Consider the following 13,142-nt stretch of genomic DNA (forward strand, 5'->3'; position numbering starts at 1 on the left):
CTGTTTGCGATGAAGTTGTAGAGGTAGGCCTGATTTGCCCTGACATCCGATAGTCGGTTGATTCGCCCGGTCATTCCTCAAGCGTTGATTCGCCTTGAGGGCTTTATGCTGGGCGTAAGAAGTCACGGCCAAGTTTATTAGCCACAAAAGGTAGTTTAAATGGCGAAGTATATAGCCCAGCGATTGATAGTCATGCTCTTCATTCTGTTGGGCGTGTTGACTATCACCTTCGTGCTGAGCCGAGCTCTTCCCGGTTCTCCGGTAGAGATGATGCTGGGAAATCACCCCACGGCGGAGCAAATTGCCGTCGCGCGGGAAAAACTCGGGTTGGATAAACCTCTGCCGATCCAATACTTCAATTACATCGGCAATCTTCTCCAGGGTGATTTTGGCACCAGTTTGCGCACCGGGCGGCCGGTGGTGGAGGAGGTGGTCAGGCGGGTTGGCGCGACGTTTGAACTGACGTTCCTGGCGATGTTCTGGGTGGTGGTGCTCGGGGTGCCGATCGGTGTCGTCTCTGCGGCGCGGCAGAACTCAGCGATCGATAATGTGGCGCGGGCGGGGTCCATCGCCGGGACGGCATTTCCCGTTTTCATCCTGGCCATGGGTTTGCAGTTGCTGTTCTACGGCAAGCTCAACTGGCTGCCCCTGCAAGGACGTATCGATGCTTCCATTCTTCTCGATAGTCCGTTTGAGCGTGTGACTGGTTTTTACCTGGTCGACACGCTGCTGGCCGGTAATTTCGTAGCACTGTGGAGCGCCATCAAACACCTGACGCTGCCCGTGCTCACTCTGGTCGTCGTGACCTTGGCCACCGTCACTCGGATCACTCGCAACATGATGGTGGAGGTGCTCTCCGAGGAGTACATCCGCACGGCCGTTTCTTACGGCGTACCCAAGTGGCGTATTCACTACGCCTATGCCCTGAAGGCGACAATGATCCCGCTCCTGACCGTGGTGGGCCTGACCTTCGGTTATCTGCTCGGTGGTGCGGTAGTCGTCGAGTTCGTTTTCGATTGGCCCGGCCTGGGCGGCTTCGTGGTGTTTTCGATTGCCCAGAATGATTTCCCCGCCGTGATGGGCGCCACCTTGGTGCTGGCCACGACCTATCTGTCGATCAACCTGATTGTTGATCTCTTGTATCACCTTGTTGATCCGAGGTTGCGAGTCCAATGAGTATCCAAGACGTGTCCCTGTCCATGCCCTCGCGAGCCCCGTCATGGCGCATCAAGGTCCTTGCGTTTGCCTGCGATAACAAGTTGTTTGTTTTCGGCGCGCTGTTATTGCTGTTGATCATCCTGGCAGCCATCTTCGCCCCCTGGCTTGCGCCCTATGAGCCTAACAAGATTGTTTTTTCCCAGAAGTTGCTGGCGCCCAACTGGGCACACTGGATGGGCACCGACGAGTTTGGTCGCGACATTCTTTCACGGGTGCTTTATGGCGCACGCACCTCGCTGATCATTGGAATAAGCGTGACGCTGATTGCGATGCTGATCGGGATTCCGATCGGGCTTGTTTCCGGCTACTTCGGTGGTCGAATCGATACGCTGCTGATGCGTGTCTCAGACGTGTTCCTGGCCTTTCCGCCGCTGTTGTTGCCGATCGCTATCACCGCTGCGCTGGGATCGGGATTGGCCAACGCCATGCTGGCGCTTGCCGTCTCCTGGTTTCCCTGGTACGCGAGAATCATGCGTGGTGCGGTAGTACGGGTTCGCTCGGAAACCTATATCCAAGCCGCCCGCGCCATGGGCGTCAGTCACTGCCGTATCTTGCTTCGCCATGTCCTGCCCAATGCCACCACCCCTGTGATCGTGCAGGGCTCCATGGACTTTGGTTACACCATACTTGCCGCTGCCTCGCTGAGCTTTATCGGGCTGGGCGCCAAGCCGCCCATGGTCGAATGGGGGTTGATGGCCGCGGCGTCGCGCTCACAGTTGCTCGAAAATCCCTGGACGGTGCTGTTTCCCGGCGTCGCGATTTTTGTCCTGGTGCTGGCCGTCAACCTGGTGGGTGACGGACTGCGCGATGTGCTCGATCCAAAGAAGGGGACGCGCTGATGATCAACGAATCCTTGAAAACTTCTACGCTCGGGCCTCTCGCTGCTTCGAACAACGAGGCAGCTCAGGACCTGGTGCTGGAAGTGGAAGGACTGACGGTGTCCTTCCCTGGTTTGTTCAAGACCGTAAAGGCCGTACGCGGCATCGATCTCAAGGTAAGGCGCGGCGAGATCCTTGGGTTGGTGGGGGAGTCGGGCTCGGGCAAGTCGATGACGGCCATGTCCTGCCTCGGATTAATGCCTGAGGCCGCTCGGCTGGGAGGCAGTGTCAAAGTCGCCGGACAGCAGGTCAATGGCGCGTCCGCGTCGCAGCTGGCGGTTTTGCGTGGCGGTGGCGCGGCAATGATCTTCCAGAATCCGATGAAGGCGCTCAACCCGTTCTTCACGGTCGGGCGGCAGATGTTCGATGTCATCGGCTGCCATCGGCAACTGAGCAAGGCACAGATTCGCGCCGAGGCGCTGAGCTCGCTGGAAGCGGTGAGCATGCCCGATCCCACTCTTGCGTTAGGCAAGTATCCGCACCAGATGTCTGGCGGCCAGTTGCAGCGAGTGGTGATTGCCATGGCGCTGGCCTGTCGGCCGAAACTGCTGATTGCCGATGAGCCGACCACGGCGCTGGACGTCACCGTGCAGGCGCAGATCATCGCCCTGCTGCGCAAGCTGGCGCGAGAGCAGGACCTGGCGATTCTGTTTATCACCCACAACCTTGGCGTGGTGGCTTCGCTCTGTGACCGGGTGGCGGTGATGTATGCCGGCGAAGTGGTGGAGAGCGGTCGGGTGGATCAGGTGTTCAAGCGACCCGCGCATCCCTACACGCTGAAATTGATGGGCACCGTGCCAAAGCTGGGGCAGGGCTCCCAACCCCTGGGCTTTATCCCGGGGCAGGTGCCGAACATGGCGGCTCCCCCGCCTGGCTGCGCCTTCAACCCCCGCTGCGAACGCGCTACCGGGCGCTGCGTCCAGGCTGCGCCGAGGGTGGAAATCGGCGAGGAACACTGGGCGGCTTGCCACAACACATTGGTCAAGGTGTGAGGCTTCTTTGAAAGGTAAACGGCTATGAACAACAATCAACAGCCCGCACTGCTGAGCGTCACTCAGTTGCACAAGACCTACGCCAGCCGCGATGGCCTGGTGACCGCCATCGACCACATCAGCCTGGAGGTGCAGGTTGGTGAGACGGTCGCTCTGGTGGGAGAGTCCGGTTGTGGCAAAAGTACGGTGGCCGCGACCTTGCTCGGTCTGCTGCCAGCCGACAGTGGGCAAATCCTGGTCGAAGGTCGGCCGCTGCCCTCCGATGCCAGGGCTCGGGGCAAGAGCTTGAGCATGGTGTTCCAGAACCCCTATGCCTCGCTGAACCCGAAAATGACCATCAAGGCGATTGTTGCCGAACCACTGAAGGTTGCCTTTGGTTTGCGCGGCAGCGCCTTGCACGCGCGCATTCTTTCGCTTTTGGGAAACGTGGGGATGGGCGAGGAGCACATGGATCGCTATCCCCATGAATTCTCCGGTGGCCAGTTGCAGCGTATCGCTATTGCCCGAGCCCTGGCGCTGGAGTCAAGACTGCTGATCCTCGATGAGCCTACGGCGGCGCTCGACGTGTCGGTCCAGGCCCAAGTGCTGCAATTGCTCAAGACGCTGCAGACCGACAATGGCCTGAGCTACCTGTTCATCAGTCACGACCTTGCGACGGTCGAGTACCTGGCGCAGCAGGTGCTGGTGATGTACTTGGGGCGCATCGTCGAGGCCGGGCCTGTGGAGCAGGTGTTCGGTAGGCCGCGTCATCCCTACACCCGTGCGCTGCTCAACTCGGTGCCCTCCGTCGACCCGGAACGCCGTGACCAGTTGCAGATCCTGAGCGGAGAAATTCCCAGCCCTTTGAACCGGCCTACCGGCTGCCACTTCGCGCCCCGTTGCCCGCGGGCCAGCGAGCGTTGTCGCCGAGAGGTGCCAGCCGAGACCCAGGATCACGGCCACCGCTTTTCTTGCCACCACCCTCTGAACGATGAGAGCTGAACCCCTATGTACAATAAAAACGACATGACCGCTCCAGGCATTGGCTACCAGGATTTAAGGCTGATGCAGGGCTATCCGCCGTCCCGGGAAAAGCAGATTGGCCTGCATAACTGGGACAGCCCGCCCTATAACCGCTGGTCGTTCCAGCACATGAGCCAGCTGTTTCCAGTGGCCGCTATTCATCGCGGTCCCGGGCCGGTCAGCGAACTCAAGCGCAACGAGCGCTCACTGGATGACGTACGTTTCCAGCGGGTCGACGGCGGGCAAACCGATCTGGCGACCTTCCTGACCGATAGTTACACCGATGGTTTTTTGGTACTTCACCAAGGCAAGGTGGTGTCGGAGCAGTATTTCAACGGTATGCAGCCGCACACGTTGCATCTGTTGCAATCGGTATCCAAGACCATCATCGGCAGCCTGGTCGGCCGGTTGATCGGCCAGGGCAGGATCGATCCTCAAGCGTGTGTCAGCCACTATGTGCCCGAGCTTTCAGCAAGCGGCTATGGCGACGCCCGGGTACAGGATCTGCTGGATATGCGCACGGGCGTGAGATTCAGGGAGGACTACACCGATCCGGACGCCGAATTCATCCAGTTGGATATCGCCTCGGGTTGGCGTGAACGGGGCGAGCGAAACTCACCCGACAGCATCTATGCCTTGTTGAAGTCGCTGGGTAAAGATCGTGAACATGGCCAGTTCTTTGAGTACCGCTCAGTGGATACCGACATGTTGGCCTGGGTCTGCGAGCGGGCCTGTGGCGAGCGGCTCCCCGTGTTGTTGAGCCGGGAGATCTGGTCAAGACTGGGGGCAGAACAAGACGCGAACATCACCCTTGATCGTGTTGGAACTGCATTGGCCGATGGGGGAATAAGTGCCACGCTGCGCGATCTCGGGCGATTTGCCCAAATGTATTTGCAAGGTGGACATTACAACAGCCAGCAAATCGTCCCGGAGACATTTGTACGTGCATGCGGACGTGGCTCCACACCCGCTTTTGAAGTGCTCTACGGCTACTACACCAAGCACTTTCCTACCGCGGCCTATAGCAATAAGTGCTGGGTATTGGACAGTGAGCATGGGATCTACTCGGCGCGCGGAGTATTTGGTCAAAGCATCTTTTGGGATCCGGCTTCTGAAGTGACGATCGTAAAACTGTCCAGTTGGCCGGACTTCATCAATCCAGAGTGGACATTGGATACCTTCCGCGCTTGTGCGGCTGTGGTCGAAGAAATTCAACGCAACTGACACCGAAATTTAAACGACTGCGATTTCTCGAACACCCTTAGCCCGCTAGCACCTGGACGCTGTTCCAACCTCTGTTCCGGCGGGCCATACCTATTTCATCCAGTCCACGCTTTGTCGTGGCCGGGATGGTTGTTGCCAAAAATAAAACTTAAAGATGGAGCGACCATGAACTTGAATACCACCCGGGCCTTGGGCTCACTGATCCCGCTGGCGCTGTTGGGCGCACTTTCCACCCACGCGCAGGCGATCCAAGTCACCGATAACCTCGATCTCGGCGGCGCCGTCCGGGCGCGTTGGGACTATGACCCGGATCGCGATATACAGAAGTTCAACTTCGATACCGTGATCCTCTCCGCCAAGTACAACTCCGACACTTGGATCGGTCAGGCCAAGTACCGTTTCTACGGACGTGCCTATCCTTACCAGTACACAGAAAATGTAGGAGACGTCCAGTTCGCCGAATTGGCCTGGATTGGCTACAAGTTCAACCCCGACCAGCAAGTCCAGGTCGGTCTGAACCAAGTGCCGTTCGGTTTGCAGCCATACTTTGGCAGCACGTTCTATCAAACCCTGGGCAATGTCGTGGGTCTGGAAGACCTGGAAGAATTGGGCGCCAAGTACATCCAGCAAAGCGGCGATTGGAATATCCAGGCCGGTTACTACGTTCGCCCGGCCTCGCAGGGCAAAGGCACCAGCAAGGGTGAAACCTACTCCAGCGTCGTCTCCGAAGCGGACAGCTATGTCATCGACGGCAGCAACAACCAGGAACGCAACACCGTGGTGCTGCGGGTGGCGAAGGCGCTGGAGCTTGGGCCGTGGAAGTCCGAAGTCGGCATTTCTGGCCTGACCTCGTCCCTGGAGAATCGCGACACCGACAACGAAGGCCGGCGCAATGCCGTGGCGGTGCACTACATTGGCAAAAACGGCCCGTGGGGCGTGCAACTGCAAGCCGCGCGACAGCAGATGTCCCCGCGCAACCCCGGCACCGATGAATTGGTGACTTTCGGCGGTTACGACGCCACCTACAACGTGGCCAGTCGCGGCAACCTGTACGTGGCGGATGTGAGCTACGACGTTGGCGGCAAGTACTTGTTCGACCAGATCAGCGGCGTGCAGCTGTACGCCAACTACAGCGCCTTCGATAAATCCGCAGACGACTTCAAGACCTCGCAACGGATGATTCTCGGCACCTCGTTCTCCCTCAGCAAACTGTGGATCGCCACGGAATGGCTGTACGGCAAGAATGACCCGGTCATCGGCGGCAGCAGCCTCACCCAGAGTCTGGGGGCTGGGGGGAGTGACCGGTGGGAAAACCAGCTGTACATGAACATCGGTTACTACTTCTGATTAGAATTATGGGGCAACAGCCCTGAAGTCTTGTTCGTGAGCAGGCTCGTTCCCACAGGTTTAGCGCATAAACTTCGGGAGCGAGTTGGCTTGCGAAATCCCCAATCGGCGTTGGGTGTTTCGAGCCCACTCAGTCGCTAGGCGGGGAGGTGCACCTTCATCAGCCTATCGCTCTACGCCTGCACGGCGAGCTCTTGCACGCCCTCTCGGCCACAACAGCGCGGCCATGCCAATGGCATAGACAACCGCAAACAGCACGTACGCGATACGGGTGGAAAACAGCTGGGGCGTTTCTGTCGGCAACGGTGATACACCGAGCCCGAACAGAATCAGGAACGTCATGAGCCCTCCGCCGAATACCTTGCCAGCGGTGTTGCCCAGGGCAGCTTTGCCGGCAAACAGCAGGCTGACCAGCAGCAGGACCAGCGCCACCAGCCATAGGCTTGGTCGCAGTTCGAACAGCGTAAAGGCCAGAGAACCCACCACTCCACCCAGCAGGTTGACGACCACCAGCCCGAGGGCGCTGCGGCTGCTCATGTCCAAGGAGAATTGGCTGAGCAACGAGGCCACCGTGATGGGGACGACCATCGCCGTGGCCAATCGTGGATCGCTCAGGCACAGGGCAACCATGGCCAGCAAAATCGCCGCGCTGGTCATGGCCTGGCGAATCACTAGCGTCAACTCCTGCGGCTGCGCGAGTGGCTGGTCGGCCTGTTCACTCGCAAGGTCGGGCATTAGCGCATGGGCGCCCCAGGTCAATAGCAAACCCAGGCTGACCGCCTTGACCAGAACGAGCACGATGGACTCGCCCAGATCACGCTGCACGGTATCGAGCATCGGCACCACAATCGCAATCACCAACATCAATGTGGGCCCCGCGCCGCCCAATTGTCGGACTTGCGCGGTAAAGCAGGCGAAATAAAACAGCCACAGCAGCGGTAACAGTATCCACGGCCGCTCACCGAGCACGCCGGTCATGCACACCAGCAGCGCGCCGGTCAGCATACTCACCAACAACGTTATCAATCCCTGGGATAACGTTAGCGCGCGGCGGCTGGCCAAGAGGAACTGGATGGCGAACAAGGGTGCGAGAAAGGGCAGGATGTCGCCTTGGACCAGTCCCGTGCACAAGCCCACGGTCACGGCCAGGGCGACGCGCAATCCCTGGCGTTTGATCCGCAGCAGTTGCGGCGCAGCTTGCCCATCAATAGACATAGTTCAGCCAGGCGCCCAGGCGTGTCATGAATGCCCCCAAAGCGTTGGTCATGGGGTTGTCACCGGTATAGATCACCACGGTGACTTGCGAGCCGTAACGTGGGCCGATCGGGTGGGGCTCCTCCACTATCAGGCGTACCGGAAAGCGCTGCGGGTCGCGCACCCAACCACTCTCGTTGCGCACCGAGGGTAGGGCGGCGTTGCTGCTGTCTTGCTGTGCGACACCCCAGCCAACGCTTTCAACACGACCCTTGAATACCCGCCCCGGCAATACATCGAACACCAGTTCCGCCGGATCGTCGGCCTGCACATGTTCCAGACTGTTTTCCTTGAAGGCGGCAGACACCCATACCGTGGTCCTGTCGATAAAGGTCAGTGCCGGTTGGCCAGCGCTGACGACTTGGCCAACGGCGAGCTGGAGGTGGGTGATCACGCCATCGGCGGGTGCAATGACTTCGGTACGCACCAGATCCAGCCGGGCTTTTTCCAGCGCGGCCAAGGCTTGCTTGAATTGCGGGTTGTCGTTGCCTTTGGGCCCTAGTTGCTGGCGCGCCCGCTCCAGGTCGGCTTGGGCTTTGCTCACGGCCGCCTCGGCGGAACCCAGCGAGGCTTTGGCTTCATCCTGGCGGGCGGGGGCGAACACACCGCGCTCGACCATTTGATTCACCCGCCGGGCCTGCTCGCGTATGTTGTCGCGCTGCGCGCGCGCCGACACCAGCTGGGCCTGGGCGGCATCCACCGAGGCGGTGCTGGCGCCCAATGCCTGGCCGGTTTCCTCCAGCCGCGCTTCAGCCTCGCTGACGACAAGCTTGTAGGGTTGCGGGTCGATACGAAACAGCACCTGGCCGGCTTTCACCCGGGCGTTGTCGAGTACCGCGATTTCTGTCACGCGGCCACCTACCTCGGCAGCCATTTCCACCACATAGGCTTGCACCACGGCCTGTGACGTCGAGGGCGTGCGTCGTTCCATGAAAATGGAGAGGGTAAACAGCACGGCGGTCAACACCGCGACGCCTAGCGCAATGCGTCGCAGCGGATTGCCTGGCGCAGGCTTTTCAGAAGGCGGTTCAGCTTGGCGTTCTGGCTCGACGGAAACGGGCGAATTCTGCGTCTCGGGCATATCGGCACCTGCAGGTCATGGCCGTTAAAGAAATACAGAAAGCGCGAGGGAGACGCGATCCGGCGTTGGCTCAGGCCGGGTCAGTCGCAACGACCCGTGCGGTGCGAATGAACAGCGCGCGTAATTTCTCCCAGAAATTGCCACCCAGCACGAAGAAGCTGCCAACCAGCAGCGCATCACCAAGCAGTTGCAATGCCCAGCTGTTGGGGCGCAGACCGGGTGCCAAGGTATCGACATAGGGTTCGAGAAAGGAGCACACCAACGGCAAGCAGAACATCACCAGGCCAATACGGTGGCGGGTGACGCTGACTTCCTGCTCCGCGCTCGGCACAAGTCCCGACACATAGCTGAACACATGCTGCTTGAGCTCTTGAAAACCTGCCTTGCCCATCACGGCGATGACCAACAGCAACAGCACCTTGTTGATGATGAACAGGGCGCCGGTGATTGCCGCAATGGTGGAGCGGGGCACATCCGCAGCCGCTGCCAGCGGCACCAACAACCACAACGCGAGCATTAGACAAAGAATGGCGATGCCCGCCTTGAAGCGCCATTTCGCGGACGTTGACGTTGCCGGGGGCTGAGCCGTGGTCATGCTGCCTTCCCTTTCTTTGAAATTGTTGTTGGTTATGGTCTGGAGCAGGAATGAGCTTAGCAGCTGGATTGCCAACGCATTCGGTAGTGGCGGTCTTTCTGTGAATGCCCCTCAAAAACGCTTCGTCATATTTAAACTTGATCGCCCCCGCGCATTATCAATACTGTCACCTCATAGACGAGAACTGTTTTCCCCTCATTCGTAGTGACATCGACTTTAAACACGACCCAACCTCGTTCATGGTTTGACGCGTGGATAAATGATCGAACGACTCGAGCGGATAGTTTGAGCGTGTCTCCGGGCACTACCGGAGCAACCATCCTGAAACCGTCGATTTTGCCACCCGCCACGATATTTGTTTGAAGCAACAGGGCATCGCACATCAACCGCTGCGAGATAGCGAAGGTTTGCACCCCGCTGGCACAATGCACCCCAAGCGGACTCGAACGGGCAAGGTCAGGATCGATATGAATATCGAGAGGATCGTACTCGGCGGCAAAGGCAATGATCTCTTGCGTTGTGATAGGTGCAGATTGCTTGGCCGTCCAAATACTGCCCGCCGGGAGGTCTTCCCAATACAACTCTTTCTCTGCCACGGTAGCCCCTGGATTCTGTAGCGTTGAACTCAACGTACCGAAGATTGTTAAGTCAATGGTGTCGGTGGTCAGTGGCCTCGACAATGCTCAAAAGCCTTAGCGTGGTTGAATGTTTTGGACAACGAGCAAGGCCTGCCATCAAGCCTGGGGGAGGGTTGGGTTGACAGGTAATATCAGGAAATCGGAACGTAGACAGAGAACTCAGGCTCGCCGGGTTGCATAAAGCAGGATCTGCCGAAGAGATTTGAAGGTCAGCATCAGGTCAGCAGTCACTCACCGACAGAGAGGTATGGGCGTGCTCATCCAGGACAAGGGAACGACTTCAATTGGACTGGTGCATGAGGCCCTCGAGGGCGCATTGCGACGCCAGTTGGACACTTCCATCGTATTGCAGCAGGCACGTATCGACCCGGTACTCCTCACTTCTCCTCAAGCGAGGGTTTCGGCCGCTGCATTTTCTCGCCTGTGGGTCGCGCTCTCGGATCTGCTCGACGACGAGTTTTTCGCAATCGATAGCCATCCCATGCGACGGGGCAGCTTCCGATTGATGTGCCAGTCCTCGATTGACTGCGAGTCGTTAGAGCAAGCGCTGCGACGCATCCTTAAATTCCTGCGTCTCGTATTGGACGATATTCACGGTGAGCTGAGTTTTGATGGCGACTGCGCCGTCATCGTTATCCATGACAAAGGCATTGAGCGCCGTCTCTTCCACTATGGAACATGGCTGATCCTGGTCCATGGACTGCTCTGCTGGCTGGGTAACAGACGCATTCCCATAAAAGAGCTCTGCTTCAGGCCGAATCGACCGCTCGACGATAGCGACTATCGGATGCGCTTCTGTGAAGACATTCAGTTTGGTGCGCCAGTGACGATGGTTCGTTTCGAACGCAGTTTTCTAAGCCTCAAGGTCGCGCAAAACAAAGCCAGCCTATCGGCATTCTTGAAAGAGTCGCCTGCCAGTCTGCTGGTGAAATATCGTAACGAGGACAGTATTAGCGCCCAGATCCGCCTCAGATTGAGAGGCCTCGATCCGGAGGAATGGCCAGAACTTGACAAGATGGCGAACACGCTGTGCATGTCTTATTCGACGCTCCAGCGAAGGCTCCAGGCCGATGGGGTCAGTTATCAGCGTTTGAAAGACAATCTGCGCCGTGACATGGCGATCAATCTGCTTTGCCAACCGAATATGACCGTGACTGAAGTGGCTACCCTCACGGGTTTCCAGGAAAGCAGTGCGTTTCATCGAGCATTCAAAAAGTGGACGGGGGTGAGTCCCGGCGCTTACCGCCGCTCCAATGCTGACGAATCGGGCGAGAGTTAAAAGCCCTTCTTGCGGTTATAAAAAGCACTGCTTCCCCGCCAGATTACCTGCTGTGATCTGCCACTCGCTTCATCCCCCCAAACCTCAATGGACCAGGACCAGCCCGATCATGCTTGGCAAGTCATGGGTGTCCAAAACGGTCACGCACAACGATGTCGTCGGGCATAGGCCGCCGCAAAGGCAACTCCTACGATGCGCTGCAGGTAGCCCTGGCATCGCCTATCAAGCGAGCCAGCAAATCTTCGCACTTCACAAACAAAAACAAGATCGAAGGAGACGCGATATGCAGCCGGTAAACGTCAATACGCTCGCGGTTGAGTCGAAGTTCAACCGCTTCCATGGGCTCATCTTGTTCTGGTGTGTGCTTATCCTGATCATCGATGGCTATGACCTCGCCGTCGTCGGTGCAGCCCTCCCGGCGATCATGAAGGACATGAACATCGATCCAACCAGCGCTGGTGTCATGGCAGGCTCTGCGCTCTTCGGAACGATGTTGGGCGCGATTTTTCTTGGCACGCTGGCCGATCGTATCGGGCGGCCCAGGATGATCGCCATCTGCGTGGCGTTGTTCAGTGTTTTCACGGCGGCGGCAGGCCTCACCAGTGACCCGATCAGCTTCAGCGTTGCTCGCTTTATCGCGGGTCTTGGCATCGGTGGTGTACTGCCCATCTGCACCGCTCAGATGGGTGAATTTTCTCCGCTCAAACTGCGTACTCGGCTGGTCACCCTGGTTTTCGCCGGGTACTCCGTGGGCGGAATTCTGGTTGCCCTGACGGGTAAGCAACTCATCGAGAGTCACGGATGGCAGTGGGTGTTTTATGTGGCGTTGCTGCCCGTGCTGCTGATCCCTCTGATCCTGAAGACCCTACCTGAATCCATCGGCTACCTGCTCAAGAGCGGACGTCAGGACGAATTACGGGCGATCGCTCGTAAACTGGCCCCAGCTCTGGTTATCGACGAAAACACGCTGATGATCGGGAACGCCACCGTACTGGATAAACAGGAAGCCCCCGTTCGTAATTTATTCAAGGAAGGTCGGGGCTTTAGCACGGTAATGATCTGGGCTGCGTTCATGACGGGGTTGTTCATGGTCTACGCCCTTAACTCGTGGCTAACCAAGCTGATGGCGATGGCGGGGTTCAGCCTGGGTTCTGCGCTGAACTTTGTGATTGTTTTCAACGTGGGGGCCATTGCCGGCGCAATAGGCGGAGGGTGGTTGAGCGACAAGCTGAACATCAAGCACGTATTGGTCTGCTTCTACACCATCGGTGCGATTGCGCTCACCCTGTTGGGTTATACGCGTTCAACCTCGTTGCTGTTTCCAGTGGTGTTCATCGTCGGCGCATCGACCCTGGGAACTCAATTGCTGGCGTATGCGTACGCCGGCGATTTCTACCCGTCATCGATTCGTTCAACCGGCGTGGGTTTCGCGTCTGGTGTGGGACGAATAGGCGCAATCGTCGCCCCTGTCCTGATTGGCTGGCTGGTGTCGTTGAATCTTGCACTTGAGAAAAACTTCATGGCCATCAGCCTGGCCGGCCTCATCGGCGCTGTCGCCGTGACCCTGATCAATCAGTCGCGCGCCGACTCTACTCAAGTCAGGAAATCCCCGGCCCTGTCGAACTGAGGGATGC

Annotated in this window: 12 protein-coding genes; 8 read left to right on the forward strand and 4 right to left on the reverse strand. The window is 58.4% G+C overall.

What is annotated here, in order from left to right; translation table 11 throughout:
- Positions 1-159: 159 nt before the first annotated feature.
- The 6 genes from AB4N42_RS14995 to AB4N42_RS15020 all read left to right on the forward strand — a co-directional run bounded on the left by AB4N42_RS14995 (position 160) and on the right by AB4N42_RS15020 (position 6,661).
- Positions 160-1,176, forward strand: a complete 1,017-nt coding sequence (locus AB4N42_RS14995; protein WP_030141787.1) for an ABC transporter permease — start codon at positions 160-162, stop codon at positions 1,174-1,176.
- The gene (locus AB4N42_RS15000; RefSeq protein WP_030141786.1) at positions 1,173-2,057 is read left to right on the forward strand and encodes an ABC transporter permease; all 885 of its coding nucleotides are present in this window, start codon (positions 1,173-1,175) and stop codon (positions 2,055-2,057) included. The genes AB4N42_RS14995 and AB4N42_RS15000 overlap by 4 nt, the downstream gene beginning before the upstream one ends.
- Positions 2,057-3,088: an ABC transporter ATP-binding protein gene (locus tag AB4N42_RS15005; RefSeq protein WP_460114900.1), complete on the forward strand. Its 1,032-nt coding sequence runs from the start codon at positions 2,057-2,059 to the stop codon at positions 3,086-3,088. The genes AB4N42_RS15000 and AB4N42_RS15005 overlap by 1 nt, the downstream gene beginning before the upstream one ends.
- 24 nt (positions 3,089-3,112) lie before the next feature.
- Entirely contained in the window at positions 3,113-4,069 is a 957-nt protein-coding gene (locus AB4N42_RS15010; protein WP_460114901.1) for an ABC transporter ATP-binding protein, read from the forward strand.
- Positions 4,070-4,075: 6 nt separating this feature from the next.
- A complete protein-coding gene (locus AB4N42_RS15015) occupies positions 4,076-5,314 on the forward strand; it encodes a serine hydrolase domain-containing protein (RefSeq protein WP_460114902.1) in 1,239 nt (412 codons plus the stop codon).
- Positions 5,315-5,479: 165 nt separating this feature from the next.
- A complete protein-coding gene (locus AB4N42_RS15020) occupies positions 5,480-6,661 on the forward strand; it encodes a hypothetical protein (RefSeq protein ID WP_460114903.1) in 1,182 nt (393 codons plus the stop codon).
- A 165-nt stretch (positions 6,662-6,826) separates the two neighbouring features.
- Here the strand turns inward: AB4N42_RS15020 and AB4N42_RS15025 are convergent, their stop codons facing one another.
- The 4 genes from AB4N42_RS15025 to AB4N42_RS15040 all read right to left on the reverse strand — a co-directional run bounded on the left by AB4N42_RS15025 (position 6,827) and on the right by AB4N42_RS15040 (position 10,187).
- Positions 6,827-7,876, reverse strand: a complete 1,050-nt coding sequence (locus AB4N42_RS15025) for a hypothetical protein (RefSeq protein WP_460114904.1) — start codon at positions 7,874-7,876, stop codon at positions 6,827-6,829.
- Complete coding sequence (locus AB4N42_RS15030) at positions 7,866-8,996, reverse strand: HlyD family secretion protein (protein ID WP_323153895.1); 1,131 nt, start codon at positions 8,994-8,996, stop codon at positions 7,866-7,868. Before AB4N42_RS15030 ends, AB4N42_RS15025 begins: the two co-directional genes overlap by 11 nt.
- 70 nt (positions 8,997-9,066) lie before the next feature.
- Positions 9,067-9,591, reverse strand: coding sequence for a transporter suffix domain-containing protein (locus tag AB4N42_RS15035; RefSeq protein ID WP_030141779.1), 525 nt, complete (start codon positions 9,589-9,591; stop codon positions 9,067-9,069).
- Positions 9,592-9,722: 131 nt separating this feature from the next.
- A complete protein-coding gene (locus AB4N42_RS15040) occupies positions 9,723-10,187 on the reverse strand; it encodes a MaoC/PaaZ C-terminal domain-containing protein (protein WP_030141778.1) in 465 nt (154 codons plus the stop codon).
- A 289-nt stretch (positions 10,188-10,476) separates the two neighbouring features.
- Here AB4N42_RS15040 and AB4N42_RS15045 point away from each other — a divergent pair, with 289 nt between their 5' ends.
- Both AB4N42_RS15045 and AB4N42_RS15050 read left to right on the forward strand, forming a co-directional pair.
- Positions 10,477-11,508 carry an AraC family transcriptional regulator gene (locus AB4N42_RS15045; RefSeq protein WP_258647668.1) on the forward strand — a complete coding sequence of 344 codons (1,032 nt, stop codon included), beginning with the start codon at positions 10,477-10,479 and terminating at the stop codon, positions 11,506-11,508.
- A 283-nt stretch (positions 11,509-11,791) separates the two neighbouring features.
- Positions 11,792-13,135: an MFS transporter gene (locus tag AB4N42_RS15050; RefSeq protein ID WP_460114905.1), complete on the forward strand. Its 1,344-nt coding sequence runs from the start codon at positions 11,792-11,794 to the stop codon at positions 13,133-13,135.
- The last annotated feature ends 7 nt before the right edge of the window (positions 13,136-13,142 follow it).

This window comes from Pseudomonas sp. H2_D02 (assembly GCF_054677635.1).